This window comes from Sphingobium sp. B11D3A, assembly GCF_025961695.1.
GTDB lineage: Bacteria > Pseudomonadota > Alphaproteobacteria > Sphingomonadales > Sphingomonadaceae > Sphingobium.
The window spans coordinates 1402906-1428580 of the sequence record NZ_JAOQOE010000001.1; the positions used below are offsets into that span (position 1 = coordinate 1402906).

The 25675-nt window shown below is 64.9% G+C and carries 29 protein-coding genes; 5 read left to right on the forward strand and 24 right to left on the reverse strand.

The window, feature by feature from the left end; genetic code table 11:
* Positions 1 to 15 precede the first annotated feature (15 nt).
* From M2332_RS06690 to petA, 3 genes are read right to left on the reverse strand one after another with little or no spacing between them, the layout of a single operon-like run.
* Positions 16 to 855 carry a cytochrome c1 gene (locus M2332_RS06690; RefSeq protein WP_181560426.1) on the reverse strand — a complete coding sequence of 280 codons (840 nt, stop codon included), beginning with the start codon at positions 853 to 855 and terminating at the stop codon, positions 16 to 18.
* A 15-nt stretch (positions 856 to 870) separates the two neighbouring features.
* Complete coding sequence (locus M2332_RS06695) at positions 871 to 2211, reverse strand: cytochrome b (RefSeq protein WP_181560427.1); 1341 nt, start codon at positions 2209 to 2211, stop codon at positions 871 to 873.
* Between the two features lie 11 nt (positions 2212 to 2222).
* Positions 2223 to 2789 (reverse strand): ubiquinol-cytochrome c reductase iron-sulfur subunit, encoded by a 567-nt coding sequence (gene petA / locus M2332_RS06700; protein ID WP_181560428.1) that lies wholly within the window; start codon positions 2787 to 2789, stop codon positions 2223 to 2225.
* Between the two features lie 298 nt (positions 2790 to 3087).
* Between petA and M2332_RS06705 the strand changes: the two genes are divergently transcribed.
* Positions 3088 to 3546, forward strand: a complete 459-nt coding sequence (locus M2332_RS06705; protein WP_264573438.1) for a tRNA (cytidine(34)-2'-O)-methyltransferase — start codon at positions 3088 to 3090, stop codon at positions 3544 to 3546.
* Positions 3543 to 4424 carry an oxygen-dependent coproporphyrinogen oxidase gene (hemF, locus tag M2332_RS06710; RefSeq protein ID WP_264571115.1) on the forward strand — a complete coding sequence of 294 codons (882 nt, stop codon included), beginning with the start codon at positions 3543 to 3545 and terminating at the stop codon, positions 4422 to 4424. Before M2332_RS06705 ends, hemF begins: the two co-directional genes overlap by 4 nt.
* Here the strand turns inward: hemF and M2332_RS06715 are convergent.
* Positions 4411 to 5172: a hypothetical protein gene (locus M2332_RS06715; protein WP_264573439.1), complete on the reverse strand. Its 762-nt coding sequence runs from the start codon at positions 5170 to 5172 to the stop codon at positions 4411 to 4413. The two genes, hemF and M2332_RS06715, sit on opposite strands and share 14 nt — an antisense overlap.
* A gap of 104 nt (positions 5173 to 5276) precedes the next feature.
* Here M2332_RS06715 and lipB point away from each other — a divergent pair, with 104 nt between their 5' ends.
* The gene (gene lipB, locus M2332_RS06720; protein ID WP_264573440.1) at positions 5277 to 5957 is read left to right on the forward strand and encodes a lipoyl(octanoyl) transferase LipB; all 681 of its coding nucleotides are present in this window, start codon (positions 5277 to 5279) and stop codon (positions 5955 to 5957) included.
* Between the two features lie 145 nt (positions 5958 to 6102).
* On the forward strand, positions 6103 to 6381 hold the full coding sequence (locus M2332_RS06725) for a hypothetical protein (protein ID WP_181560433.1): 279 nt from the start codon (positions 6103 to 6105) through the stop codon (positions 6379 to 6381).
* A gap of 2 nt (positions 6382 to 6383) precedes the next feature.
* Here M2332_RS06725 and queE read toward each other — a convergent pair whose 3' ends face one another.
* The 12 genes from queE to nadB all read right to left on the reverse strand — a co-directional run bounded on the left by queE (position 6384) and on the right by nadB (position 18833).
* Positions 6384 to 7025, reverse strand: a complete 642-nt coding sequence (gene queE / locus M2332_RS06730; RefSeq protein WP_264573441.1) for a 7-carboxy-7-deazaguanine synthase — start codon at positions 7023 to 7025, stop codon at positions 6384 to 6386.
* Positions 7026 to 7034: 9 nt separating this feature from the next.
* Positions 7035 to 7706 (reverse strand): 7-cyano-7-deazaguanine synthase QueC, encoded by a 672-nt coding sequence (gene queC, locus M2332_RS06735; RefSeq protein WP_264573442.1) that lies wholly within the window; start codon positions 7704 to 7706, stop codon positions 7035 to 7037.
* 264 nt (positions 7707 to 7970) lie between these two features.
* On the reverse strand, positions 7971 to 8393 hold the full coding sequence (locus M2332_RS06740; RefSeq protein WP_264573443.1) for a DUF3617 domain-containing protein: 423 nt from the start codon (positions 8391 to 8393) through the stop codon (positions 7971 to 7973).
* Between the two features lie 123 nt (positions 8394 to 8516).
* Positions 8517 to 9437 carry an Hsp33 family molecular chaperone HslO gene (locus M2332_RS06745; RefSeq protein ID WP_264573444.1) on the reverse strand — a complete coding sequence of 307 codons (921 nt, stop codon included), beginning with the start codon at positions 9435 to 9437 and terminating at the stop codon, positions 8517 to 8519.
* A 47-nt stretch (positions 9438 to 9484) separates the two neighbouring features.
* Complete coding sequence (locus tag M2332_RS06750) at positions 9485 to 10627, reverse strand: acyltransferase family protein (RefSeq protein ID WP_264573445.1); 1143 nt, start codon at positions 10625 to 10627, stop codon at positions 9485 to 9487.
* 138 nt (positions 10628 to 10765) lie between these two features.
* The gene (gene argF / locus M2332_RS06755; RefSeq protein WP_264573446.1) at positions 10766 to 11695 is read right to left on the reverse strand and encodes an ornithine carbamoyltransferase; all 930 of its coding nucleotides are present in this window, start codon (positions 11693 to 11695) and stop codon (positions 10766 to 10768) included.
* Complete coding sequence (locus M2332_RS06760; protein ID WP_181560440.1) at positions 11692 to 12891, reverse strand: aspartate aminotransferase family protein; 1200 nt, start codon at positions 12889 to 12891, stop codon at positions 11692 to 11694. Before M2332_RS06760 ends, argF begins: the two co-directional genes overlap by 4 nt.
* A 116-nt stretch (positions 12892 to 13007) precedes the next feature.
* Positions 13008 to 13523 (reverse strand): serine O-acetyltransferase, encoded by a 516-nt coding sequence (locus tag M2332_RS06765; protein ID WP_264573447.1) that lies wholly within the window; start codon positions 13521 to 13523, stop codon positions 13008 to 13010.
* Positions 13520 to 14560 (reverse strand): glycosyltransferase family 2 protein, encoded by a 1041-nt coding sequence (locus tag M2332_RS06770; RefSeq protein WP_264573448.1) that lies wholly within the window; start codon positions 14558 to 14560, stop codon positions 13520 to 13522. The genes M2332_RS06765 and M2332_RS06770 overlap by 4 nt, the downstream gene beginning before the upstream one ends.
* Entirely contained in the window at positions 14557 to 15597 is a 1041-nt protein-coding gene (locus M2332_RS06775) for a glycosyltransferase family 2 protein (RefSeq protein WP_264573449.1), read from the reverse strand. The genes M2332_RS06770 and M2332_RS06775 overlap by 4 nt, the downstream gene beginning before the upstream one ends.
* 85 nt (positions 15598 to 15682) lie before the next feature.
* On the reverse strand, positions 15683 to 16906 hold the full coding sequence (locus tag M2332_RS06780; protein WP_264573450.1) for a class A beta-lactamase-related serine hydrolase: 1224 nt from the start codon (positions 16904 to 16906) through the stop codon (positions 15683 to 15685).
* Between the two features lie 322 nt (positions 16907 to 17228).
* A complete protein-coding gene (gene nadB / locus M2332_RS06785) occupies positions 17229 to 18833 on the reverse strand; it encodes an L-aspartate oxidase (RefSeq protein WP_181560443.1) in 1605 nt (534 codons plus the stop codon).
* A gap of 228 nt (positions 18834 to 19061) precedes the next feature.
* Here nadB and M2332_RS06790 point away from each other — a divergent pair, with 228 nt between their 5' ends.
* Entirely contained in the window at positions 19062 to 19730 is a 669-nt protein-coding gene (locus tag M2332_RS06790; protein WP_264571130.1) for a PEPxxWA-CTERM sorting domain-containing protein, read from the forward strand.
* Positions 19731 to 19819: 89 nt separating this feature from the next.
* Here M2332_RS06790 and M2332_RS06795 read toward each other — a convergent pair whose 3' ends face one another.
* From M2332_RS06795 to M2332_RS06830, 8 genes are all read right to left on the reverse strand, one after another.
* Positions 19820 to 20740 carry an ABC transporter ATP-binding protein gene (locus M2332_RS06795; RefSeq protein WP_264573451.1) on the reverse strand — a complete coding sequence of 307 codons (921 nt, stop codon included), beginning with the start codon at positions 20738 to 20740 and terminating at the stop codon, positions 19820 to 19822.
* 39 nt (positions 20741 to 20779) lie between these two features.
* Entirely contained in the window at positions 20780 to 21478 is a 699-nt protein-coding gene (locus M2332_RS06800; protein WP_264573452.1) for an ATP12 family chaperone protein, read from the reverse strand.
* Between the two features lie 8 nt (positions 21479 to 21486).
* Positions 21487 to 21777, reverse strand: coding sequence for a purine permease (locus M2332_RS06805; protein WP_264573453.1), 291 nt, complete (start codon positions 21775 to 21777; stop codon positions 21487 to 21489).
* Entirely contained in the window at positions 21774 to 22433 is a 660-nt protein-coding gene (locus M2332_RS06810; RefSeq protein WP_264573454.1) for an HAD-IA family hydrolase, read from the reverse strand. Before M2332_RS06810 ends, M2332_RS06805 begins: the two co-directional genes overlap by 4 nt.
* A gap of 136 nt (positions 22434 to 22569) precedes the next feature.
* A complete protein-coding gene (locus M2332_RS06815) occupies positions 22570 to 23160 on the reverse strand; it encodes a nuclear transport factor 2 family protein (protein WP_264573455.1) in 591 nt (196 codons plus the stop codon).
* Positions 23161 to 23204: 44 nt separating this feature from the next.
* On the reverse strand, positions 23205 to 24692 hold the full coding sequence (locus M2332_RS06820; RefSeq protein ID WP_264573456.1) for a carotenoid oxygenase family protein: 1488 nt from the start codon (positions 24690 to 24692) through the stop codon (positions 23205 to 23207).
* 44 nt (positions 24693 to 24736) lie between these two features.
* The gene (locus M2332_RS06825) at positions 24737 to 25051 is read right to left on the reverse strand and encodes a hypothetical protein (RefSeq protein ID WP_264573457.1); all 315 of its coding nucleotides are present in this window, start codon (positions 25049 to 25051) and stop codon (positions 24737 to 24739) included.
* Positions 25052 to 25191: 140 nt separating this feature from the next.
* Positions 25192 to 25656 (reverse strand): MarR family winged helix-turn-helix transcriptional regulator, encoded by a 465-nt coding sequence (locus M2332_RS06830; protein WP_264573458.1) that lies wholly within the window; start codon positions 25654 to 25656, stop codon positions 25192 to 25194.
* Positions 25657 to 25675 lie beyond the last annotated feature (19 nt).

Here is a 25675-nt window from a genome sequence, read left to right on the forward strand (position 1 = left end):
CCCGGGCAGGAACCCTCAGTGCTTCTTGTTCGCCCAGATGTTCTGGTACGACATGTAAGCCAGCACCGTCGCGAACAGCAGGAAGATCACCACGGCGATGCCGGTGCTCTTGCGCGCTTCCATCTTCGGCTCGGCCGTCCACATCAGGAAGGCAGCGACGTCCGTGGCCATCTGGTCGACGGTCGGCTTGGGCTGACCCTCGCCATAGGTCACCTGACCTTCGGCCGTCAGCGGCGGCGCCATCGCGAGGTTGAGATTCGCGAAGTACGGGTTGTAGTGCAGCCCCTCCGGCGTCTTCGCGTCGGGGAACTTGCGCAGCAGTTCGGCCGGCTGCTCACGATAACCGGTCAGCAGCGCATGAACATAGTTCGCACCGTCATGACGGGCCTTCGCGATCAGCGAAAGATCCGGCGGAATGGCGTTGTTGTTGGCGGCAGCGGCAGCCACGCTGTTCGGATAGACCAGCGGGAACTTGTCCGCCGGCACGCCCGGACGCGTGCTGGGTTCACCCGTGCTGGGGTCGATCGACGGCACCTGACGGGCCGCGGCGATCGCCTTGATCTCGGCTTCATTATAGCCAAGGTCGGCGAGGCTGCGGAACGCCACCTGATGGATCGAGTGACAGGCCGAGCAGACTTCCGTGTAGACCTGGAAGCCGCGCTGCAACTGCGCGCGATCGAATTTGCCGAACGGCCCTTCAAAGCTGAAGCCAGCCTTTTCGGGGTGGAGGTGGAACTCCTTCTCAGCCGTGGGCTGCGGCGGCTCGCTCACATAAGCGACCCCACCCCAGATGAAGCTGAGCAGCAGCATGCCGGAGAAAAACAGGCCGACAAGGAAGGCCAGGACACGAACCATTGACGGACCCCTTAATTAAGCTGCGCCGGTGGGCTGGGTATCGCTGCCCATGCCCGGAGGTGCAGACTGTTCTCCCTCGAACTTGCCCTTGGCCAGCACCGCTTCGGTAATCGAACCGGGGAGCGGCAGCGGCCGCTCGATGGACGCAATGATCGGCAAGATGATCAGGAAGTGCGCGAAATAATAAGCCGAAGCGATCTGGCTGATCATGACATAGGGCTCTTCCGCCGGTGCGCCGCCGCAATAGCCGAGCACGAGCACGTCCAGAATGAGCAGCCACCAGAACTTCTTGAACAGCGGGCGGTAGTTGCCCGAGCGGACCGGCGAGGTGTCGATCCACGGCAGGAAGAACAGCAGCAGAATGGACGAGAACATCGCCATCACGCCGAGGAGCTTCGCGGGAACCAGCACGATACCGGTGAACGGGATCACCAGATCCATCGTGAAGGCCCGCAGAATGGCGTAGAACGGCCAGAAGTACCATTCAGGCACGATGTGCGCCGGCGTCGAAAGCGGGTTGGCCTGGATATAGTTATCCGGGTGGCCCATCGAATTCGGCGCGAAGAACAGCACCAGCGCGAAGAGGATGAGGAACACGCCGAGGCCGAAACCGTCCTTCGCCGTATAATAGGGATGGAACGGCACCGTATCCTGCGGCCCCTTCACTTCCACGCCCGTCGGGTTGGACGAGCCGGGAATGTGCAGCGCCCAGATGTGCAGGATGATGACACCCGCAATCACGAAGGGCAGCAGATAGTGGAGCGAGAAGAAGCGGTTGAGCGCGGCATTGCCAGGCGCGAAGCCACCGAGCAGCCAGGTCTGGATCGGCTCACCCACCACCGGAATGGCGGCGAAGAGGCCGGTAATCACCTGCGCGCCCCAGAAGCTCATCTGCCCCCAGGGGAGCACATAGCCCATGAACGCCGTCGCCATCATCAGCAGGAAGATGACCACACCGAGCAGCCACACCATTTCGCGCGGCGCCTTGTACGATCCGTAATAGAGGCCGCGGAAAATGTGGAGATAAACGACGATGAAGAAGAAGCTCGCGCCGTTGGCGTGCGCATAACGCAGCAGCCAGCCCGAGTTCACATCGCGCATGATGTGCTCGACGCTATCGAACGCCACGCCGGCATTCGCTGCATAGTGCATGGCGAGGATGATGCCGGTGATCAGCTGGATCGTCAGCGCGACGCCCGCGAGGACACCGAAGTTCCAGAAATAGTTGAGGTTGCGCGGCACTTCGTAGCCGCCGCCAACGGCGTTGTAGACGAAGCGCGGGAGCGGCAAGCGCTCATCCACCCACTTCATCACGGGATGCTTCGGCGTGTAATGCTCAGCCCAGGGAAAGCTCATTATCTTTATCCTCAGCCTACGAGAATGGCGGTGTCGGAGGTGTACTTATACTGCGGAACCACGAGGTTCTTCGGCGCAGGCCCCTTGCGGATGCGCGCGGCAGTATCATAGCTCGAACCGTGGCACGGGCAGAAATAACCGCCGAACTCGCCCCGGTTCTCACCCTCGCCGGCACCGAGCGGCACGCAACCCAGATGGGTGCACACGCCCATGGTGATCAGCCACTGCTTCTTGCCGTCGACCGTGCGCTCTTCCAGCGTCTGGGGATCGCGCAGGGTGGAGACGTTGACGGCGTCCGCCTCGGCAATTTCCTTGTCCGTCAGATGCCGCACGAACAGCGGCTGCGAGCGGAACACCGTCTTGATCGCCTGGCCGGCCTGGATTGCCGACAGATCGACTTCCGTCGTCGCCTGCGCCAGCACGTCCGCACTCGGACTCATCTGGGTAATCAGCGGATACAGAACGGCGAGACCGCCAACACCAGCGAAACTCACGGCTGCGATGTTGATGAAGTCGCGACGACGCACGCCTTCGCCATCGTCCATGACAGCTTCCGTCCCTTGCACTTCAGTGGCCATGCTTTGTCATTGCCTCCCTTTGTCCACGATCGCCCGAGAGCGTCGTGCACGCCGAAATCTCGATTCGGGCGCCAGTCGATCGCGCGGTCGAACCGAAAGGCTTCCTTATTAGCCGGAAGTCCGCTCGTCCGCCGAATGATACGACACACCGCACGCCAGGATGGTCCCGGCGCGTTCGGGCGCCTGATAGCGCCGTTGATTGCGATTTGCCAACCTTCAATTTCGTGGCCCGCCCGCCTTTTTCCAGCCGGGCGCAAGAGGGGTGGGATTGCGCAGGGGCCGTGGCTAGGAGGTGAGGATGCGCATCGCCCTCTATCAGCCCGATATCGCCGGCAACGTCGGCACCATCCTGCGGCTGGCCGCCTGCTGGCAGATCCCGGTCGACATCATCCTTCCCTGCGGCTTTCCGGTGTCCGACGCGCAACTGCGCCGGGCGTCGATGGATTATGGCGCGCAGGCCGATGTGACGCGGCATGTCGACTTTGAGAGCTTCCTCGCCGAGCGGCTGAAGGATGGCGCGCGCTTGGTGGCGCTGACCAGCGTGGGCAGCGTGCCCCTGCCCCATGCCAGCTTCCAGCGCGACGACATCCTCTTACTCGGCCGCGAGAGCGCCGGTCTGCCCGAGGCGATCCACGCACAAGCGGCTTTGCGCGTGCGGATTCCCATGGCGCCCGGCTTTCGCTCCTTGAACGTCGCGGTAGCAACTGGCATCGCGCTTGGCGAAGCTCTCAGACAGACCGGACTTTTCCCCGCATGACTTCCACCGCACCCAACAGCCTCGACGATCAACAGCTGGCCGCCCGCGCCTGGTTCGAAAGCCTGCGGGACCGGATCTGCGCGGCGTTCGAAGCCATCGAGCGGGAAGCGGGCAGCGATGCGGCGTTCGATTATCTGTCCTGGTGGCGCGAGAGCGACGGCCAGCCCTCCGGCCCCATTGAACAGGGCGGTGGTGGCGGCGGCGTGCGCGGCGTCATGAAGGGCAAGGTGTTCGAGAAGGTCGGGGTGAATGTCTCGACGGTCGGCGGCGCCTTCTCGCCCGAATTCGCCCGGACGATCCACGGCGCGGGCGAAGAGCAGCCGGGCTTTTTCGCCACCGGCATCAGCCTCGTGGCGCACATGGCCAATCCGCATGTGCCGGCCGTGCACATGAACACGCGCATGCTGGTCACCACCAAGCGCTGGTTCGGCGGCGGCGCGGACCTCAATCCGCCGATCGTCTATGAGGAAGACACGGCGGACTTCCATGACACGCTGCGCCGCGCCTGCGATGCGCATGATGAAAGCTACTATCCGCGCTTCAGCCAGTGGGCGGACGAGTATTTCTACATTCCTCACCGGCAGGTTCACCGCGGCGTGGGTGGGATTTTCTACGACCATCTCGAAGGGCCGTTCGAGGAGAGCTTCGCCTTTACCCAAGCGGTGGGCGAGGCGTTTCTAGAGGCCTTTCCGCGAATCGTGCGCCGCCGCATGGGGTTGCCATGGACGGCGGAGCAGGAAGCGCAGTTGCTCGAATGGCGCGGCCGCTATGTCGAGTTCAACCTCGTGCATGATCGCGGCACGCTGTTCGGCCTCAAGACCGGCGGCAATATCGACGCAATCCTGATGAGCCTGCCGCCGCGCGTCACCTGGAGCTGAACGGCGCTCCGGCTGCCGGCGCACCCGCCGTCGCCCGGTAAAGCGCGGCGCAGATCAGCACGACGAGCACCGTGCGGGCGGTTTCCACCAGCGCCGAGACCATCGCGATCAGCAGGTCGGCGATGTCGGCCGGCAGCAGCAGTTCGGCGACCACCCCCACAACGGAGGTGAGCACGACCCCCAGCACGATCATCATGATGAAAATGAGGCCGAGCACGCCAAAGACCCGCCAGCCATTTCCCCGCGTCAACGCGGCACTGCGCCGGAGGATAGTGAGCGGGTTGCGCTGCGACTCCGCTGCGGCGACCGGTGCGATCAAGGCCAGCCGGCCAATCAGATAGCAGCCGGGCAGAATGAAGAGCATGAAGCCGCCCATGGCGCCCAGTCCCTGCAGAAGATTCGCAAGGAAGAAACCGGGCAGGACCGGAAGAGCCATGACCAGAGCCTCCCGCACCGTCGGTCGCTCGCCGCGCAGCAGCAGCGCGTGCATCGCCAGAACGGCGAAGGACGAGATGGCGGCGAAGGCCAGCAGCACCGGCCAGTTCAGCTCGGCATATTGGGTCAGCCGCGCCAGCATCATGTCGTTGGTGGCATTCTCGGCGAGCGGCTCGGGCTGCTTGACGAGCTGCTCGGCCACCAGAGCGGGCAGGAACATGAACATGCCGGCCACGGCGCCCAGAAGGTCACGGTTTGCCGCGCCCATGTGCTTGGCGTCGTCCCATATCGCTGCCAGATCGATCCTGCTCAACCGCTTGTGCTCCCGTTTGCGCGCTCGATAGGCAATATCTGCCCCGCGCGCCATAGGCGAGCCATGCCTTGCCAAATTTGGTCGCAGATCGCATCTCGGGCGAGATGACCGCACCTGCCCTCCCCGAACAGGATTTCCCGGCCAGCCCTGAGTGGCGGATCGAGCCGGGATTGCTCGATTATGAAAGCGCGCTGGCCGATATGGATGCGCGCGTCGCGGCGATTGCCGCTGGCGAGGCGCGCGAACGCATCTGGCTGGTGGAACATCCCCCGCTCTACACCGCCGGCACCAGCGCGCTCTCGACCGATCTTCTGGCACCAGTCTTTCCCGTCCATGTCACGGGGCGCGGCGGGCAATATACCTATCACGGCCCCGGCCAGCGCGTCGTCTACCTCAATCTCGATTTGGGCCGACGCGGGCGCGATGTGCGGCGCTTCGTCCGCGCGCTCGAGCAGTGGATGGTCGCCGCGCTGGCCGATCTCGGCGTCGAGGCCTGGACCGTGGATGGCCGCGTCGGCGTCTGGACGCAGGGGCCGCACGGGGCGGAGGCCAAGATCGGCGCCATCGGCGTGCGGGTCCGCAAATGGGTGACCCTGCACGGCCTCTCCATCAATGTCGCGCCGGACCTTGGCCATTATAGCGGCATCGTGCCCTGCGGAATCAGCGATCTGGGCGTCACCAGCCTGGCTGATCTGGGACGCCCGGCCGACATGCACCACCTCGATGCCATTCTCCAATCGCATCTGCTGGCCATGCTGGCAGCGCTTGACTCCGACGGCGGGTGAACGGCCGCAGCCATGGGGTGGTCGGGTTCCACGGCCCTTGAGCCCTGCGGCATCCCTCTTTAAGACCGGCTCTTCGTGCTGCCGAGGGGGCCTCGACCGATCGGGAAATCGGCCACGACCAAGAAGACCAGAAAGGATGCCGCTGATGCGCAAGACCCATGTTCCCCTTCTTCTGCTCGCGGCGATGGGCGGTCTCGCGCTCGCGGGCTGCGACGGCGCGCAGGATGCGCCGGGCAACACGGTCGAAATGCGGGACATGAACGTGCTGGAAGGCACGGTGAACGATTCGATGACCGACCTTGACGCCGTGAAGGCCGATGGCCTCGGCGCGGTCGGCAATGCCGGCAGCGTCAGCCGCAAGCAGACGAGCGAGCCCGCCGCCAATGCCAGTTCCGAAGACACCGAGACGGTCGCCTCGGAATAACTCTACTTCAGCCCGAGCAGCTTGTGGGTCTGGAGGGACAGTCGCCAGCGGCTGTCTGAGAGGACCAGCGCGATGGCGGCCTCCCGGTTTGCGGCATTCGCCTCCGGGGTGCCGCTGTCCATCGGCTGTACCAGAAACTGGCCGAAGTCCCAGCCGAGCAGCTCGGCCGGGTCGATTCCAGGCTGCGGCCAGACCAGCTTGAGTTCATCGCCCCGACGCTGCGTCACGCTACTGCCCGCCTTGGGACTGATGCAGAGCCAGTCGACGCCCGGCGTCGCCGCCAGCGTGCCATTGCTCTCCACCGCGATTTCAAAGCCGGCGGCATGGAGCGCGTCGATCAGCGCCGCATCGAGCTGCAACATCGGCTCGCCGCCGGTGATGACGACGAACCGCTGGCCGGTCTCATCACCCCATAGATCGGCCACCGCCTGCGCGAGCGCCGGTGCCGCGCCGAAGCGACCGCCATTCTCCCCGTCCGTCCCCACGAAATCGGTGTCGCAAAACCGGCAGATCGCACTCGCCCGATCCTGCTCCCGCCCGGACCAGAGGTTGCAGCCGGCAAAGCGCAGGAACACCGCCCGGCGGCCGGCCTGCATCCCTTCCCCCTGCAAGGTGAGGAACATTTCCTTGACGGCGTAGCTCATCGGCGCGGCTCAGGGATGCGTCGCGTAACGCGTCGGGTCGGGCAAGCCGGCTTCCTGATAGCCCTTCGCGCGCAGGCGACAGCTATCGCACAGGCCGCAATGCAGGCCTTCGGGCGTCGGATCGTAGCAGGACCAGCTCATGCCGGCATCCAGCCCCAACCGCGCGGCCTCGGCGGCGATCTGCGCCTTGCTCATATATTGGAGCGGCGTGGCAATCTGCACCGGCGCGCCTTCCACGCCCTGCTTGGTCGCCAGCGATGCCATATGCTGAAACGCGGCGATGAACTCCGGCCGGCAATCGGGATAGCCGGAATAATCCAGCGCATTCACCCCGATGTAGATGCGCTCTGCCCCCACCACCTCGGCCAGACCCAGGGTGAGCGAGAGGAAGATCGTGTTGCGCGCCGGCACATAAGTGATCGGAATGCCCTCGCCCACGCCCTCCTTGGGCACGTCGATGTCAGCGGTAAGGGCCGATCCACCGAACAGCGAGAGGTCGAGCGGCAGCACGACATGGCGCTCCACCTCCAGCGCGGCCGCCACGCGCTTGGCGGCCTCCAGCTCGACACGGTGGCGCTGCTGATAATCGATGGTGAGCGCGGCGAGGCGATAACCCGCCTCGCGCGCCAGTCCGCCGGCGACCATCGAGTCGAGTCCGCCGGAAAGGAGGACAACCGCCATGGGGGCGTGCGATGCAGACGATATCGGTGACATGATGCCCCGCGCTAGCGCAAATCCCCTGCCCCTGTCACGGGATGAGATGATTTCGTTTCGCGAGCGGGCGCTCGGGCGGGAGAGCGCCGTTGCGGCAGTGCTAGCCCCTCCTCTTCAGAGGAGGGGTTGGGGTGGTGCTGCAACTTCGAAGTCACTCTCTGGCTAAGCGATGCTGGCGCATCGCCGCCACCCCCTGCCCCTCCTCTGAGCAGGGGAGATATGTCTTCAGCTTCAGCGCCTCGCAGCACCGGGGCGGCAGGCGCCTACCCGTCGGGCTTCCATCTCATGCGCAAAAGGCAATCCATCCGACACCCCTTGCGACGAAATCTGCACGAGCCGCGAGGTTTCGATACGCAGATCGGTGCGACCACGGCCGCCCTCCCCACAGTCATAGGATGCCGCGACGGCACGCGGCGACTGGCGAATCAGGTAACGCTCGCACTGCCGATAGGGGTGCTTGGGCTGGAGCAACTGACTGCCATCGCTGATGCAAATCCGGCGCGCAGCCTGATTGCTCCCGCGCTCCAGCAGCTCCCACTCGCCCGATTCGACCGCGTCCAGCCCGCCGGCTTGCGGCGCCTGCGCCATGGACATGGGCGCCAGCAAGCTGCCCAGCGCGAGCCCTATCGCCAGCATCGCTGCCTTGAATGCCATGTTGCTTCAGCCACTTCTTCGTTCGCAGGCGGCAAAGACCGACGGGGTCGGCTACCGCAATATTTCAACGATGGAAATGCACGGCTTGTCGCAGATTGTCAAATTTGCCGGCGGGCGTGCGCCTCAGTGCGGGGCCTGCAACTCGGCCAAGGTGATATCGAAAATCCGCGAACAGAACGTGCAGTCGACCGCGATCACCCCGCGCTCATCGGCCATGGAGGTGCGCTCGGCGGGGTCGAACCGGCCCAGCACGCCGCGAATCCGCTCCGGGTCGCACCGGCAGCCCTTGCGCAAATCAGCGCTGGAGAGCGCGCGAATCTCGTCTTCCTCATGGAACAGGCGCCAGGCGATATCCTCCAGCCCCAGTGCGGGATCGGTCAGTTCTTCCTCGGACAGGGTATTGCCGAGGATCATGACATGCTCCCAATCGGGATGATCGTGCCGCACATGCAGCCGCTCCCGCCCCACCTCGCCTTCGGGCAGATGCTGCAGGAGCATGCCACCGCCAATGCAGCCCTCCTCCGCATCGTGCCGAACCGCGATTTTCACGATGCTCGGGATCTGCTCGGACTGGGCGAAATAATGCTCCGCCGCCGCGCCGAGGCCAGTGCCTTCGAGCGGGACGATGCCCTGATAGCGCTCGCCCGTGACCGCCTGATCGAAGGTGATCGCCAGATAACCCTTGCCGAACAGACCGAAGAGCGTCGGATTCTCGCCCAACTCGGCGAGGCGCTGCTCATCGAACTGCGCATATCCGCGCACCGCGCCGCCCATATAATCGGCGACCAGCAGCGACACCGCACCCTGCTCGGTCTGCGCCTGCAGGGTGAGTTGGCCTTCATCATCCTTGAGCATAGCGCCGAGCAGAGCGGCCAACACGAGGGCCTCGGCCACCAGCTTCTCGATGACGGGCGGATAACGATGGGCGGCGAGCACCGCGTTGAGCGCAGGGCCAAGGCGCACGAGCCGACCACGGACATTGCGGGCAGGCAGGGCGAAACCGAGGACGCGGTCCTCTGTGCGGGTAGGATCGAATTCTGACATGGCACCTAGATAGGCACTCCCCTCACGAAAGTCTAAGGGGCGAGAGTCTAAGGCGCCGCCTGCGAGGAAGCTGACGGATGAGGCCGCGCCTCCAGCCGGGCCCGCAACCAGCGCCGCGATGGTGTCTCGAACAGGCGGAAGGAGAGCACCGCGATGATGACCACGCTGGTCATAAAGATCAGAAAGAAGGCCGGCTCGCGCGCCAGCTGATGGTCAGTCGCCAGACCTGGCACAGCGAGCAGCAGCACCAGCTGGACGGGAAAGTGCCACAGGTAAATGCCGTAGCTGGCATCCCCCAGCCAGCGCGTCCGCTGTAACAGGCTCGCCCGCAGGCAGGGCTCCAGCAGGGCGGCCAGAAGCACGATCGCCATGCTGAACAGCGGAACAGAGAGATAGCGCCGGATGTCGAGACTTTCGTCCCAGCTCGTCCATCCCCCTGCCCCCAGCAGCAGAACGACCAGCACGGAGAGCCAGATGGTGCGATTGGCGTGAACTGCAAACAGCGCCGTGCCGCCGAAGAAACCTGCCGCGCACATGAGGAGGATGTAGCCCTCGAACATGAAACAACCGGCGATGGCCGCTGCGGCCAGCAGGGCGGGTCCAAGCACGCCCGCGCGAAACAGCACAGGCAGGCTCAGCCAGAACAGCGCGTAAACAAGAATCTCGATGGACACCGACCAGATCGGCGCGTTGAAACTGTAGACCACCGTCGGCCACCAGTTGGAGGCAAGACCAAGATGCAGCAGAAAATTGCCCAGCGTATTGTGCTGGTAAACGAGGAATGCGCCGAATTTCGCCTGCGCGATTCCCTGCAAGCCCGCCACGATCAGCAGCGTCAGCACGTGAAGCGGATAGAGGCGCGCGAGCCGGTTCACGACAAAGTCGCGCGTGCTGCTTTTCCGGCCATGATAGACATGGGCGAAGACGAAGCCGGATATCACCCAGAAGAGCTGCACGGCATATTTGCCATGCTCATAGAGCCAGCTGGCCTGCTCGAAAAAAGGCTGCTGCGGGCGGAAGCCGGCCATCGCCCGCTCGGCGCCCGGCGGGTAGAAGAAATGCTGATAGTGCCAGAAGATGATGACCAGCGCGGCCACGCCCCGCATCGCATCGATCAGCAGAAAATGCCCCGACGTCCGCTCGGGCGGCGTGAACAGCGTGGCTATCCGCCGTGCCCCGGCGCCGATCATGTGCGGGTTGTGCCGGAGCGCGCGTTGGGCGCCCCGGCATATCCTGTGGGACTCCGGCACGGCGCCGGATGTCCTGCGTCTGGTTTAGCACCGACCAACATTCAGATGATGGCCGCCAGCGCTGAATGTCGGTTGGCCCTAGCCAATCAGGCCCGCCGCCCAGAGCAGCACCGACTTCTGGGCGTGGAGGCGGTTCTCGGCCTCATCCCAGATCAGCGACTGCGGACCATCGATCACCTCTTCCAGCACCTCTTCCCCGCGATGGGCGGGAAGGCAGTGCAGGAACTTGGCATCGGGCTTGGCGCGGGCCATCAGCGCGGGCGTCACCTGATAGGGCATCATCGCGCGCAACTTGGCGTCGCCGCCGGCCTGACCCATGGAAATCCACGTGTCGGTCACGACGACGTCCGCGCCGCTGGCCGCCTCCACCGCATCGCGGGTGAGCGTGATGGTCGCGCCCCCAGCCCGCGCCGCCGCGGCAAAGCGCGGATCGGGATCGAACCCTTCCGGCACGCCGATGCGCACGTCGAACTTGAACAGCCCGGCCGCCTCGATGATCGAGTGCAGCACATTATTGCCATCCCCCAGCCAGGCCCACTGGCTGCCCGGCAAGGCAAGGCCATGCTCGATGACAGTCAGCAGATCGGCCATGATCTGGCACGGATGCGAGAGGTCGGTCAGGCCGTTGATCACCGGAACGGTCGCATGATGCGCCATTTCCTCGATCTTGGCGTGATCGTCGGTGCGGATCATGATGAGATCGACCATGCGGCTCAGCACGCGCGCCGTATCCGCCACCGTCTCGCCACGACCGAGTTGAGTCGTGCCGCTGTCCAGGATCAGCGACGAGCCGCCCAACTGGCGGATCGCCATGTCGAAGCTCACGCGGGTGCGCGTGGAGTTCTTCTCGAAGATCATGGCGAGCGTGTGGCCCGCCAGCGGCGCGTCCTTGTCGACAGCGCCCTTGGGCATGCCCGCGCGGGCCGCCTTGCGGTCCATCGCATCGTTGAGAATGGCCGCGAGCGCATCGCCGCCGGCGTCCGTGAGATTGCGGAAATGCCGGATCATGATGCGTTCGCCTCTGCCTTGATGCTGGCAGCCCCAGCGGAGAGCTTGGCGATCGCTTCGTCGATGTGAGACTGCTCGATCACCAGCGGCGGCAGGATGCGCACGACATTCTCGCCAGCCGACACGGTCAGCAGGCCATGATTGTCGCGCAGATGCGCCACGAAGTTGCGTGCCTCCACCTGCGGCTTGAGCTTCACGCCAAGCATGAGGCCGAGGCCCCGCACTTCCTCGAAGACGTCGTCATGATTGGGGATGAGCTGCTCCAGCGCGCCGCGCAGCCGCTCGCCGGTTGCCGCGACCTGCTCCAGAAAGCCCGGCTCGAGCAGCACGTCCAGCACCGCCATGCCCGCCGCCATCGCCAGCGGATTGCCGCCATAGGTGCTGCCATGGGTGCCGAACACCATGCCCTTGGCGGCTTCTTCCGTCGCAAGGCAGGCGCCGAGCGGAAAGCCGCCGCCAATGCCCTTGGCCACGGCCATCACATCGGGCTTCACGCCATAATGCTCATGCGCAAAGAACTTGCCGGTCCGGCCATAGCCACATTGCACTTCATCGAGCACCAGCAGCAGCCCGTGCTTGTCCGCCGCCTCGCGCAGGCCCTTGATGAACTCGGGCTTCCCGGCGGTCAGCCCGCCCTCGCCCTGCACCGTCTCCACGAGGAAGCCGGCGGTCTCATCGTCGATCTTGGAGAGCGCCGTCTCCAAATCGTTGAACGCGACATAATCGAAGCCCGGCAGAAGCGGCTCGAACCCGTCGCGCATCTTGGGCTGGTCGGTGGCGCTGATCGTGCCCAAAGTCCGCCCGTGAAAGGCGTTTTTGAACGTGATCAGCTTGTGCCGCTGCGGGTTGCCATTGGCGAAGTGATAGCGCCGCGCGGTCTTGATCGCGCATTCCACCGCTTCCGCGCCGCTGTTGGTGAAGAACACCGTATCGGCAAAGCTGTTCTCGACAATGCGCTGCGCAAACGCCTCGCCCTGCGGCGAGCCGTAGAGGTTGGAGACGTGCATGAGCGTGGCGGCCTGCTCGGCAATTGCCTTCACCAGATGCGGATGGCCATGGCCCAGCGCGTTGACCGCGATGCCGCTCGCAAAATCCAGATAACGCTCGCCGCGCTCGCCGATCAGATAGCAGCCCTCGCCTCGCACCGGACGCACATCGCACCGGGGATAAACGGGCATGAGCGGGGTGATAGACATAAGACTACTCTTCCTTCCTCGCACGGCTTTTCAAACAGAAAAAGGCGGCCCGTGCGAGGCCGCCATCGTCAGGGGGTGGCTATAGCTGTGCGCGGACTGGTTGGCAAGAAAAGCGCCTAGCGCACCTTCACCACCGCCGGGACACCGACCGCGAGGGCACCGGGGGGCACATCCGTCATCACCACCGCGTTCGCGCCAATGGCGGCCCCATCCCCGATCGTCACGCGGCCCATGATCACGGCACCAGCGCCGATATTCACATTCCGCCCGATAATCGGCGCTTCATCCAGCCGCTGCAGGGACCGCAAGCCCAGCGTGCAGTTCTGCCGAATGATCGATCCGTCGCCAATGATGCTGGCCCCATGCACCACGATACCACCCTGATGCTCGACGATCACGCCCCGGCCAATCGTCGCGGTGTAGGGAATCTCGATGCCATAGACATTGCGGCAATGCCGATAGCCCCAGCGATAGATCATGCTGAGCGGCGCCCGCATCAGCTTGGAGCGTACCGTCATCCGCCAGTTGCCGAACCGGTGCCAGAACAAGGTGCGGAAACCCGGCCGGGTCCATTCGCGCCCATGCGCGGCATAATCCTCGCGCACGAGCTGACACATGTCTTTGAAGCTCATGGCCGCGCACTCCCTTCTGCGCCCTTATATTCGATAAGCCGGGCAGGCCCTCCCCCCCGCGCGCGCAGATGATAGCGCGCCAAACCGCCGAATTGCGCGAACTTGCCGAGCATCATCCACAGACCATAGCCCATGGCGAAGCGCAGGGGCGACCCCGCCGCGCGCTTGCGGGCCGCGATCCGCACGACCTGCGCGGGATACATCAGCAGCATCACAAGCGCAGCCCAGATCAGCGGCGCAGTGCCCGATATCAGCCCGAGCAGGATCGCACCCAGGATGAGGAGCGGGATGACACCGCCCCACAGCAGGATGCTATTGCGCTGGCGGCGCCAGCTCGGAAATGCCGCATCGCCATGGCGCGCGACATGCTCTGCAAAGGCATAGCCGGCCCGGCGCGCGCGCAGCCATTGTTGGCGCGCATGGTGAATGTCGGCATCGTGCAGCGTCATTTCCGCGTCGATCCGCCGCACCTGCCAGCCCATCCGGCCCAGACGCAGGCAAAGGTCAGGCTCTTCGCCGGCAATCAGGCTGCCGTCATAGCCATCGGCTTGCGACAGAGCCGCCACGCGGAACAGCACATCGCCACCACAGGCCTCGACCAGCCCAATAGGGACATTCCATTCATCGTCGCACAGCGCGTTGTAGAAGCTGGCGGCGGGGAAGCGCTCGCGACGCCGCCCGAAGACTGCGCACAGGCTCGGCTCGGCATCCAGCGCCTTTTCGGCCCGACCGATCCAGTCCGGCGCAAGTTCGCAATCGCCATCGACGAACTGAACGAAATCGAGCGTGGGATGATCCGCCAGCAGGCGCCGCCATCCGGCATTGCGCGCACGCGCCGCAGTGAAAGGCGTCGCGACATCCAGCTCCACCACGCCGATGCCGAGGCTCTGCGCGAAGGCGATGCTGCCGTCGGTCGAACCCGAGTCGACATAGATCACTGGACAATCGGCCGGCGCGCTTCTGAGGCAGCGTTTCAAGCGCTCGCCTTCGTTCCGGCCAATCGCCACGATGCCCGTGCGCGGCACCACAACGCTCATGGCGCGGTCCAGCCCGGCGCGCGGCCTGCAGGCTCATCCCACCGGGGGATGGAGGCGCGCCCATCCGCCCGCTTGGGCCAGAAGCCATGCCGCAACGTCATCGACACCTCCTGCGGAACGGCGTCGGTCCTCGGCCCACGCAGCGGGCGCAGCGCCAGCGCGAGCGCCCGCCCGGCAAGCCAAGCGAGGTTGGCACAGAACAGCCGCGCAACGCCGCCGGTGCGCACAAAATAACGCCGCCGCGCCTCGAAACGATAAGCCGGATAGGGCCGCACCGCGACCTGCGCCCCGCTCGCGACGCCCGTGGCGGCTCCGGCAATATGGATCACGCGGCTGCCCGGCACGAACCACATCTCCCAGCCCGCGCGGCCCATGCGGTGCATCAGTTCGACTTCCTCGAAATACAGGAAAAAGCCGTCGTCGAACAATCCGGTCTCCCAAAGCGCGGCACTGCGGAACAGGACGCTGGCGCCGGTGAGCCAGTCTGCCGTGACAGGCGCGTCACCCTCGACCAAAGTCGGTGCAATGCCGAGCATCGTCCCGAGCTTGGCCATGCCACATCCCCGGACGAACTCCCGGCCCGGCGTCGGGAAGCGAAAGGCGGAGCCCGCCAGCGCGCCATCCGGCTCCAGCAGCCGGCTGCAGACGGCCCCGGCGCGCGGGCGCGCGTGCATGGCCTCCAGCAAGGCCGTGATCGCGCCGGGCTGGACCAGCGTGTCTGGATTCAGCACATGAATGAAGGCCGGCGGCGCCGGGCGCTGGAGCAGCCGCAACATCGCCTGATTATTGGCCCAGCCAAAGCCGCCGTTGCGCTCCAGCGGCAGCACCGTCACCCAATCCTGCCACTCAGGTTGAGCGAAATGCTCGGTGAGTTTTTCTGCCGACCCGTCAGCCGAGCCACCGTCAACCACGATGACCTCGAACGGCCCTGCCTGTGCTCGTTCCGAAACGAGCGAGTCCACGCAGCGGATGACATAATCCGCCGTCCGGTAATTGACGATGACGATCGCGAGATCGGAAGGAGAAGTGGCAGGCATGTCGGTTCCGATAAGGCATCATGGCCGGCGCGGTCGACGCCGCCCCGCCCCGCTCTTAGCGGCATTTCCTAAACGAAAGCTATGGTCAGCGCGCGGCGCTGTAGCGGGCGCCGCCCTGATGCAGCGTGCCGACCGCACGGGAGACCGCCTGCATCAGCTCCCAACGCTGTGGAATGCCCACCGTGGTCTCGCCGATCATCACCGCAATCGCATAGCTCGAGCCATCCGGCGCGGTCATGATGCCGACATCATTATAGCCGGTCGAACGCGGCGCCAGATCCTGCCCGGTGCCGGTCTTGTGGAGATAGGTCCAGCCCGCCGGAACCCCGGCCTTGATCCGTTGCGGACCGGTCTTGGCGCGCTCCATCGTCGCCAGCAGAATCTGCGTCGAAGATGGCGAGAGCATCTCGCCCTTCTGGAGCCGCGCAAGCGCGCCCACGATGGCCAGCGGCGCCGCGCCATCAGGCGGATCGGCCAGATAGCTGTCGAGCGCCCGCTCGCGCACGGAGCGCGGCAGGTTGGACCGCGCGGCATAGAAATTGCGCCCGGCGGACATGTTCTGCGACCAGGTCAGCCCGGCCGTCTGGCTCTGCAACAGCCGCTCGCCGGGGCCGAACCTGATGCTGTCCGTTCCGATAAACCGCCGCGCCAGATAGCTGCGCACGGCGTCCGGCCCGCCAACGGTGCGCAAAACCGAATCGTTCGCGGTATTGTCACTCTGCGTCATCGCCCGCTCGAACAGGCTGCGCAGCGAGGTGGTATAACCCTGCTCGCTGTTCACCAGCGCCGCGATGGGCTGATGGAAGAGCGTCAGGTCGGACGGACGGATGGTGACATCCCGGTCCAGCGTCAGCTTGCCGCGGTCGACGGCATCGAGCATGGTCATCGCCACCCACAGCTTGGAGACGCTCTGCTGCGGGAAGAGCAGATCGCCATTGTGCGAGACGGTCCACCTCGCATCCACGCTCTGCACCGCGATGCCGACCTTGCCATTGAACTGGCGCCCCAGCGCCTGAATGCTGGCGACCAGCGCGGGCGGCGCCGCCGTGACCGGCACGCGCGGCGTGGGAACGGCATTGCGATTGGGCAGCCAGGGCGCGCTCACCGTGCCGCCGCGCTGCACCCGCTGAACGGCGGCCTGCTGCGGGACCGGCTGCACGACTTCACGCGGCGGCGCGTAGCGGACGGCGGGCTGCGCCGGCGCCGCGATCCGCGCGCTTGGATGTGTCGATGACGGAATGGCGGTGCACGAACTCGCCAATGCAAGCACCGCGAGCCCCGCCCACAATGGCCCCAGACCCTGCCTCACGCGCTGAAATCTTCCTTGCCGAACATAGGGATATACTGACCGAGCCCTGCGCATAATTCCAGAACGAAGCGATCAGTTGCGGTGTACCGAATCCCTTTTGCGACAAAGTGAGGATGTCGCGGGAACAAGCGCTGCCCTAATTATTGCAAATCGCAACGGTTTGATCTCTGTCAAAGCGCGCACTGCCGGCATCGCACATAAACATTGTGACGCGACGATCCGCAGTCGAAGCGTTGAAGGCAGCTCTGCTGTTTTCCCTCCTAGTCAGAACCTCAGGGCGCGACGGCCTGGCCATCGCGCCCTTTTTTTGCTCATTCTGACGTCAGGGCACCAGCACCGTGTCGACCGCCTCCGGCAGCATGTCGGGATGATCGAGCGTGTAATGCAGGCCGCGGCTCTCCTTGCGCTTGAGCGCGCTGCGAATGATCAGCCGGGCGACTTCGAGCAGGTTGCGCAGCTCGATGAGGTCGGACGTCACGCGGAAATTGCCGTAATAGTCATCCACTTCGCGCGCGAGCAGGTCGGCGCGGTGCTGCGCCCGCTCCAGCCGCTTGGTCGAACGGACGATGCCGACATAATCCCACATGAACCGGCGGATTTCCTTCCAGTTATGGGTCACGACGACTTCCTCGTCGCTGTCCGTCACACGGCTTTCGTCCCACGCCCGGATCGGCGGCGGGGCGGGCAGATCTGCCCATGTCGCGCGGATGTGATTGGCGGCGGCCTCGCCGAAGACGAAGCATTCGAGCAGCGAGTTGGAGGCAAGGCGATTGGCGCCATGCAGGCCGCTTTCCGTCACCTCACCCGCTGCATACAGGCCTGGCAGGTCGGTGCGGCCATCAAGATCGATCACCACGCCGCCGCAGGTGTAATGCTGCGCCGGCACCACCGGGATCGGCTCCTTGGTGATGTCGATGCCCAGGCTCAGCAGCCGCGCATAAATGGTCGGGAAATGCTCCTTGATGAACTCGGGCGGCTGGTGGCTGATGTCGAGATGGACATAATCCAGCCCCAGCCGCTTGATTTCATGGTCGATGGCGCGGGCCACGACATCGCGCGGCGCGAGTTCACCGCGCGGATCGAACCGGTCCATGAACCGCTCGCCGCCACCGGGCACGCCCGCGGGCAGCTTGAGCTTGCCGCCTTCACCCCGCATCGCCTCGGTAATCAGGAAGTTCTTGACCTCCAGATTGTAAAGGCAAGTGGGATGGAACTGCATCATTTCCATATTGGAGACGCGGCAGCCGGCCCGCCAGGCCATGGCGATCCCGTCCCCGGTCGCGCCACGTGGCGCGGTGGAAAACAGATAGGTGCGGCCTGCCCCGCCCGTCGCGAGGATCGTCGCCCGACCCACAAAGGCTTCCACGCGCCCGGCCTTGCTGTCGAGCGCATAGACACCCCACACCCGGCCATCGCCGGAATAGCGCTCGCCATGACGGGAGGTGATGAGGTCGATCGCGACCATATTCTCCATCAGGGTGATGTTCGGATTGGCACGCGCGGCCGCCATCAGCGCGACCTGCACCGCATGGCCGGTCGCATCATCGACATGCACAATGCGGCGGTGCGAATGCCCGCCCTCGCGCGTGAGATGCCAGCGCTCGCCAAAGGCCTCGCCCGCGTTGAACGGCACGCCCAGCGCCGCCAGCCTCTCGATCGCGGCAGGCGCTTCGGATACGACGAACTCCACCGTCGCCCGGTCGTTCAGCCCCGCGCCGGCGACCATGGTATCCTCGACATGCGCCGCAAAGCTGTCCCCGCCATCGAGCACCGCAGCAATGCCGCCTTGCGCCCAGTTGGTCGATCCGGAATCGAGCGCGCCCTTGGCAAGCACCAGCACCTTGTGCGTCTGCGCCAGGTTAATGGCGGCGGTCAGGCCGGCCGCGCCCGATCCGATGATGATGATGTCATGCGTGGAAATGGTCATGCACAAAGTCCCGAGCGGCCGCGTGGTGGAATGGCGCGCAATGCCGTGTCCTAGCCTGCGCGCGGCGCTTTGCAATGCGGCAGCTCGTAATAGACTGATCGAGAACGATCTTTCCGATTATTCGGCGGAAACTCAAGGGAAGATAGTTAACGAAGAGGAAATATATCGCGAAATGGAGTACAAAGCGTCGTGTGACGCCTTGTGCGTTTGCGTGTGGGAGAAAAGATCATGAAATCACTTTATTTTCTGGGGACGGCTGTCGCGCTCGCCCTGACTGGCCCCGCCATGGCGGCCAATCTCGTAACCAATGGTGGCTTCGAGTCGGGCAGCTTCAGCGGCTGGTCGTTGAGCAATGTCGGCGGCGGCACGGCTCCGGTCGTGATCGCTTATGGTCAGGGCTCGGGTTACCCGACAGGTGCCTATGGCGAATCCATTCCCGCCCCGGCTGGCGGCGGCACCTACGGCGCCTATTTCTCGTCCGACACGGCCAACCCTGACTCGCTCTCGCAGAGCGTGAACGTGGTTGCCGGCGTGAGCTACTATCTGTCGTTCGACTATTTCGTGCCGCTGAATGGCTATGGCAATCCGTTCGACGCCTCGCTCCAGTTCCTGATCGACGACGTGCCGGCCGGGCTGAGCCTCACGGCGGGCAGCGTGAGCGGCACCACGCCGCAGACCTGGTACACCTTCACCACGCAGTTCACCGCGACGAACAGCGGCCCTGCCAATCTGAAGTTCAACTTCTTCGGTGACGGCAGCACGGCCGCCGACTTCGTGGTTGACAATGTGTCGATGGCTGCGGTTCCCGAGCCGGCGACCTGGGCTCTCATGATCGGTGGCTTCGCGCTCGCCGGCATGCAACTGCGTCGTCGTCGGGTTTCGACCAGCTTCGCCTGAGCCCCGCTCAGTCTGAACACATGAAAGGCCGCCGGTGCAAATCGGCGGCCTTCATTTTGCGCGTCGTGCCTGACGCGTGAGAGATTTCTTCAACCGTCCGCGCGGGTGAGAGTCAGGAAGACGTCTTCAAGGTCAGGATCATGCGTGGAGACGTCCACGATGCTGTAGCCCTGCGCCTGCACGACATTGAGCACATCGCCCGCCGTGGCCTTGTCCTTGAGATAGGTGATCTTGAGGCTCCGCGCGTCGGACCGCTCGACTCGCTCGAACCGGTCATGCGCGGGCAGCGTCCCGAGGTCGCGGTCGACGGTGACTTCCACCACCTTTTCCCGCGCCATGCCGACCAGCTCGCGCGTCGGCTTGTCCGCGATGAGCCGGCCGTGATTGATGATCGCGATGCGATCGCACAACTCCTCGGCTTCCTCCAGATAATGGGTGGTGAGCACAATGGTCACGCCCTGCGCGTTGAGCGAGCGGACATAGGACCAGAGCTGCTGGCGAAGCTCGATGTCCACGCCGGCGGTGGGCTCGTCCAGCACGAGGATCGGCGGGGCATGGACCATCGCCTTGGCGACCATCAGCCGCCGCTTCATGCCGCCCGACAACGTGCGCGAATAAGCCGATGCCTTGTCCTCAAGGTGCACCGCGCGCAGCAGGTCCATCGAGCGCCGTTCCGCCTTGGGCACGCCATAATAGCCCGCCTGATTTTCCAGCGTTTCCAGCGGCGTGAAGAAGGGATCGAACAGGATTTCCTGATTGACGATGCCGATCGAGAGCCGCGCGTTGCGCGCATCCTTGTCGATGTCGAACCCCCAGATCCGCGCCGTGCCGCTGGTCTTGTTGACCAGCCCGGCGAGGATGTTGATCATCGTCGACTTGCCGGCGCCATTGGGGCCGAGCAGGCCGTAGATGCTGCCGCGCGGCACGGTGAGGTTCACGCCGTCCAGAGCGCGCTTGCCGCCCTTGTAGGTCTTGCAGAGATCCTGAATTTCGAGAGCGGCTTGCGTCATGGTTCGCGCCCTAGACCAAATCGTGGAGCAAGGGAACGCTCAGCGCTCGGCCGCCAGCGCGCAATAGCGCGCCGCGTTGAGGAAATCTGTGCGACGACGTGCGAGCCGCGCGCTCTCTTCGGCATCCTCGCCCCATTGCTCGGCCTGCCAAGCCTCATCCAGGCTCGCCGCCGCAAACAGATCCTCCGCCGACAGCCTGCCTTCCATCAGCGCGAGCGAACCCACCAGCGTGCCGCTGATCTGCACGAGCGTGGCGAAGCCAGCCAGCAGCCACGGATCGAGCGCCTCGACGGCGGCGCGCAGGCCCGCCAATGTCAGCGCCGGCTGATCCACCGGGATGATGCCCTGCGTGACGACGAAGGCGATGCCAAAGCGCTCGCTCGCCCAATCCAGCAAGGGCTGCCATTGGGCTTCCTGCCGCGCGATCAGCGTCTGCGGTCCATCGGCGCGGTAGCAGAGCAGATCGCTCTCGGCATAAGCCGCCACCTGCCCGCGAAAGTCGCCTAAAGCCGGCAGTACGCGGTCGATCGTCGCATTGGCAAAGCCGGTCATCGGCATGGTGGCGGGGTCGATCTTCTCGCCCTGCCCGTTCCATTCCTCCGCAATCGCCTGCGCCAGCGCCGCACCGGGGACGACCAGCAGCGCGCGCGCGGGCGTGCGCACTGCGCGCCCGTCCAGCCCGATCGACCAGCCGTCCTCGCTCGCGATCGCCTGCGCGGAAGTCCAGAACCGCTTCATGTCGGGGCTCAGCTTTTGTCCTTCGGCGTCGCGAACGCGCGCGCCAGCATCCGGGGCACGATGAGAAACTGGATGAAGCCGACGGTGGAGACGATCACGCCCATCCACTTCGCCTTGTCGCCCTGCACCCAATCGAACCGCTCCAGCGAGATTGCCATGCCGAACAGCAGGATGAACGCGCCGGACAGCCGGAACAGGCTGATCGCATAGAAGCGCTGCTTGGCTGCCGCCGCTCGGCGGGTCTGCGCTGCGGCGTCGGACGGGTCCGGACCGGCGCTCTTGGATGTCGTCTCTGTCATGAAAGCCCGATATGGCGCGCCAGCTCGGCACTGTCCATGGCCACGGATGCAGCACCGGCTTCGATCAGCTCTTCGGCGCGATGATAGCCCCAGGCCACGCCCAGCGCCTGGACCCCGGCCGCCCGCGCCATCAGCATATCGAAGCTGGTATCGCCGATCATGACAGCGCTGGCCCGCTCGACGCCCGCCTCGGCAAGCGCCGCGCCGATCATCGCGGGGTCCGGCTTGGAGGGATTGCGATCCGCCGTCTGCAGCGAGATGAAGCGCTTCGACATGCCATGATGCTCGAGCAGCAGCCGCAAGCCCCGCTCCGATTTACCGGTGGCGATGGCGAGCAGCCAGCCTTGCGCTTCGAGCCGATCCAGCAGATCGGCGATGCCCGGGTACAGCGGCTCGCGCAGCCCACCAGAGGCGCGCAGATGCTGGAAGCGCAGCTTATAATGGTCGCAAATCTCGTCGCGCAGCGCGTCGGAGCCATCGGGCACCAGCCGGGCAATCGCATAAGGCAAGGAGAGGCCCACGACCGAAAGGCACTGCTGGCGGTCGGGCGGCACCAGCGACACCGCGCGAAACGCGCCATCCATGGCCTCGACGATGCTGTGCTGGCTGTCGACCAGCGTTCCGTCGCAATCGAAAATGGCAAGACGCAGGCTCATGACAGGCGAGGCATCCGGATCAGGCGGGTGTGGCTGGACGGGCAGACCGTCCAGCCGCCCGTGCCAGACGCGCCCGGGGCACGCAAGGCCAGCGATGGCTGCCCTTGCGGGAACCGCGCACGCCCACCACAGCCTCTCAGTCCAATTGCCGCGGGTCCTTCTCGCCCAGTTCGGGGTAGAACAATGCCCGATTATGGCGAGATTCGTTGAACACCGCGCGCTTGGAAAACAGCCACCTGCCGTCCTCCTTCACATAATCCTCGATGACATGGCCGAAGTAGAGCACCTGCACATCGGTTTGCGGCGTATTGTTCGTCAGCGCGAACCAGTAGACCCGGCCCGACGCGGTCTTGCCGTCCGGGTTCACCGTGATGTCGTGGTTGAGCACATAATGCCGCGTGCGTGGCTGCGACTTGGCGTCCGCTGGAATCGTCGCCTTTTTCGCGATCTGGCCGCGCCATTCCTCGATGGCCTTGCGGATCGCTTCGCGCCCATGTTCCACCCCGCCGATCCAGTCCAGCACGCCGTCACTGGCGAAGCTCTCCGCATAGGTCTCGGCATCCCGCGCGTCGGACGCGATCATGAGCCGGTTCGACAGGTTGACGATCTCGGCGCGCGCGACCGCATAGTCCTCCGCCGAAAGGCTCTGCGCCTGGGCATTACCGGTCATGACCAGCCCCATCGCGACGGCCGTCAGAGCCAGGCACCGCAGTCTCGTCATGGCCATATCTCTCTCCTCCTGTTTTTGCAGCCTCAAGGGCCTCGCTCTCATCACGCATCGATGCCTCCTGCTTTTGGAAATGGCGCCAGTTCGTCCGGCCGAACCCAGATGCCGTGAACCTGCGGACCTGCGCGGAACGGCAGGATCACGCGGGCGATGTCGCCCTCCTCCAGCCGCTGCGCATCGGCAATGATCAGCTCGGAGCGCATCTCCGCATAATTGGAAGCCGTGCCGATCAGATAGCCGTCGCCCTCCGGCGCATCGGCACTGCGCGGAATGAAGGTGCATTCCTGCAGGCTGTGCGTATCGCCGGGGAAATAACGATCGACCTTGTTCGTATGGAGATCGAACCGGGCATAGCTGTTCGTCACGCGCCCGCGCAGATTGCCCGCCCGCGCCTCGTCGAACGGCCGGGTCGGATCGGTGAAGCCCGTGAAGCAATAGCGGTTTTCCTGCGTCAGATAACGCGGATCGATCCGCCCCAGATCGCCGATGGGCAGCGGGAACAGGATCTCCTCCTCCCAGCTATCCTTCTTGGAATTGAGATCGAACGTCAGGCGGCGGACATAGGCCTTGGCCCGTGTCGGGTCCCAGGGCGAGCCATCGACATTAGGGAAGAAGGGGAAGAAATTGGAATCGTAGAAGGGGGCGTAGAACACCACCTTGTTGCCGATGGTCTGCGCGTTGAACGTGTGCATCATGCACCGCTCCGGGCCCTTGAACCAGCGGATGTCCTTGCCGTCGCCGTCGCGCGGCATGATGCCGATGTAGCTGTCCTTGCTGCGGTCCCACCCCCAGTGAACCTTGCCTTCGCGCAAGCGCTCCATGCTGGTGACATAACCACCGAACGGGAAGAGGATGTGCTTCTCGGTCAAGGCAATGTCATGCATCACCGAGACATAGGGGACCTCGAACCGGGTCTCGCGCGTCACCCGGCCCGCCTTGTCCATCGCATAGACGAACACGTCCTTGGAGGCAGGCCCGGTCGCCTCATAGCCGTAAGCGATCATCTCGCCGGTGAACGGGTCGATCTTCGGGTGCGCCGTGAAGGTCTGGCTCTTGTACTTGCCGTCGAAATCCCACGCGCCGATCGTGTCCAGCGTCACCGGATCGATCTGCTGGGGCAGCGAATCCTCCTTGAGCGTGAACAGCTTGCCGCCATGCACCAGCGGGGTGGTATTGGACACGGTGCCGTCGATGCCCTGCACGCTGGGATCGTCGGTAAAGCGATTGCGATAATAGCCAAAGAGCTGACGGCCCGCCTTGAGATTGGCCTGGAAGCGCGGCGTCCGGACGAACTTGCCCTTGTAGGAGACGCGCCCATCCTTGAACCGGAAGGTGCTGACATAGCCGTCGGTGTGCAGCATCGCATCGTCCGGCTTGCTCGGCGGATAATACCATTCGCCCCCCAGGCGTACGAAGGTGCCGACCAGATCGGCGGGCAGTGTGCCCTGCACTTCGCATTCGAGAATCTCGGCATCGTAGCGCTGCGCGGAAAAGAAGCCGCGCTTGGCCGGATCAGAAGAAAAATCGACCACTTGAACCTCCGGTCAAGGGCCGCCGCACATCTCGGCAGACCCGTTCAGACATAACAATTCACTCTGCGCAGCATCTCGTCGGACAGCGGCTCCACGCCCTCGCCGCTGCGGCACCCACACGGCGGATGCCAGGGCGCGGCGCGGCCGGTGCGGTCCAGCCACGGTTCGTTGGAATGGAAGGACAGCACGGCGTCCATCCGGGTTGGTCCGCTCGCGCGCGCCAGCACCGCAGAGCCGCCCGCGCCGATCAGCAAGGCGCCGACGCACGCCCCGCGCAACATCTGGCGGCGGCTGGCCAGAAGCCCCAGTTCATGCGCCAACCGGGGACGATGCGCCCGATTGTCCGACTCCACCGACACGTGCTGCTCTCCTGCAATTGCACATGGTCGTTAGAAGGGCCGGCCCCGCGGGGCTTTACTGGCGACGCATCGTGCTTTGCATTGCCGGGAACAAGCCGCCGGTGGGCAAACCGCCTTGCGCCACGTCCGGCAGCGGGCGGTCAGCCGAACCGGCGCAAGAGATCGCAAAGCTGGGCGATCCGCTCCGGCCCGATGCGCGCATCGAAATGCGCCTCGTAGGCATCGTGGCAGCGCCGCAACTCGGCCAGGAAATCCGTGCCCGCCGCCGTCATCCGCAGCAGGCGCACGCGACGATCCGCTTCGCTCACCTCCCGCGCCACGAAGCCGCGCTTGACCAGATCGTCGAGAAGGCGCGTCATGTTGTTGGAGGTGATGCCCATGATCTCCGAGAGGTCGCCCGGCGCGCAACCGGGATTGCTGTGGATCAGCAGGAGAACGGAATAAGCGCTCGGCGTCATGTCCGTGCCGGCGAAGAAGCGGTTGAAGGTCGTGGAGGCATCGCGCCAGGCCGCATGGAGCAAAAAGCCGAAGGTGTGCTCCAGCCCGGCCAACTGGAAGCCCCTCTCTTTCAGTTGCTCTGTTCGTTCCACCGCCGCCTCGCTCATGTCCGCTCCAGCCTTGGCG

Coding starts and splice junctions, on each gene's coding strand:
- petA (WP_181560428.1), bottom strand. CDS start 2,789: ATGGCCACTGAAGTGCAAGGGACGGAAGCTGTCATGGACGATGGCGAA.
- M2332_RS06830 (WP_264573458.1), bottom strand. CDS start 25,656: ATGAGCGAGGCGGCGGTGGAACGAACAGAGCAACTGAAAGAGAGGGGC.
- M2332_RS06760 (WP_181560440.1), bottom strand. CDS start 12,891: ATGTCTATCACCCCGCTCATGCCCGTTTATCCCCGGTGCGATGTGCGT.
- M2332_RS06775 (WP_264573449.1), bottom strand. CDS start 15,597: ATGCCTGCCACTTCTCCTTCCGATCTCGCGATCGTCATCGTCAATTAC.
- M2332_RS06800 (WP_264573452.1), bottom strand. CDS start 21,478: ATGAAGCGGTTCTGGACTTCCGCGCAGGCGATCGCGAGCGAGGACGGC.
- M2332_RS06740 (WP_264573443.1), bottom strand. CDS start 8,393: ATGGCATTCAAGGCAGCGATGCTGGCGATAGGGCTCGCGCTGGGCAGC.
- M2332_RS06790 (WP_264571130.1), top strand. CDS start 19,062: ATGAAATCACTTTATTTTCTGGGGACGGCTGTCGCGCTCGCCCTGACT.
- M2332_RS06765 (WP_264573447.1), bottom strand. CDS start 13,523: ATGAGCTTCAAAGACATGTGTCAGCTCGTGCGCGAGGATTATGCCGCG.
- M2332_RS06750 (WP_264573445.1), bottom strand. CDS start 10,627: ATGATCGGCGCCGGGGCACGGCGGATAGCCACGCTGTTCACGCCGCCC.
- argF (WP_264573446.1), bottom strand. CDS start 11,695: ATGATCCGGCATTTCCGCAATCTCACGGACGCCGGCGGCGATGCGCTC.
- M2332_RS06695 (WP_181560427.1), bottom strand. CDS start 2,211: ATGAGCTTTCCCTGGGCTGAGCATTACACGCCGAAGCATCCCGTGATG.
- M2332_RS06795 (WP_264573451.1), bottom strand. CDS start 20,740: ATGACGCAAGCCGCTCTCGAAATTCAGGATCTCTGCAAGACCTACAAG.
- M2332_RS06770 (WP_264573448.1), bottom strand. CDS start 14,560: ATGAGCGTTGTGGTGCCGCGCACGGGCATCGTGGCGATTGGCCGGAAC.
- hemF (WP_264571115.1), top strand. CDS start 3,543: ATGACTTCCACCGCACCCAACAGCCTCGACGATCAACAGCTGGCCGCC.
- nadB (WP_181560443.1), bottom strand. CDS start 18,833: ATGACCATTTCCACGCATGACATCATCATCATCGGATCGGGCGCGGCC.
- lipB (WP_264573440.1), top strand. CDS start 5,277: ATGACCGCACCTGCCCTCCCCGAACAGGATTTCCCGGCCAGCCCTGAG.
- M2332_RS06705 (WP_264573438.1), top strand. CDS start 3,088: ATGCGCATCGCCCTCTATCAGCCCGATATCGCCGGCAACGTCGGCACC.
- M2332_RS06805 (WP_264573453.1), bottom strand. CDS start 21,777: ATGACAGAGACGACATCCAAGAGCGCCGGTCCGGACCCGTCCGACGCC.
- queE (WP_264573441.1), bottom strand. CDS start 7,025: ATGAGCTACGCCGTCAAGGAAATGTTCCTCACCTTGCAGGGGGAAGGG.
- M2332_RS06815 (WP_264573455.1), bottom strand. CDS start 23,160: ATGGCCATGACGAGACTGCGGTGCCTGGCTCTGACGGCCGTCGCGATG.
- queC (WP_264573442.1), bottom strand. CDS start 7,706: ATGGCGGTTGTCCTCCTTTCCGGCGGACTCGACTCGATGGTCGCCGGC.
- M2332_RS06725 (WP_181560433.1), top strand. CDS start 6,103: ATGCGCAAGACCCATGTTCCCCTTCTTCTGCTCGCGGCGATGGGCGGT.
- M2332_RS06690 (WP_181560426.1), bottom strand. CDS start 855: ATGGTTCGTGTCCTGGCCTTCCTTGTCGGCCTGTTTTTCTCCGGCATG.
- M2332_RS06745 (WP_264573444.1), bottom strand. CDS start 9,437: ATGTCAGAATTCGATCCTACCCGCACAGAGGACCGCGTCCTCGGTTTC.
- M2332_RS06810 (WP_264573454.1), bottom strand. CDS start 22,433: ATGAGCCTGCGTCTTGCCATTTTCGATTGCGACGGAACGCTGGTCGAC.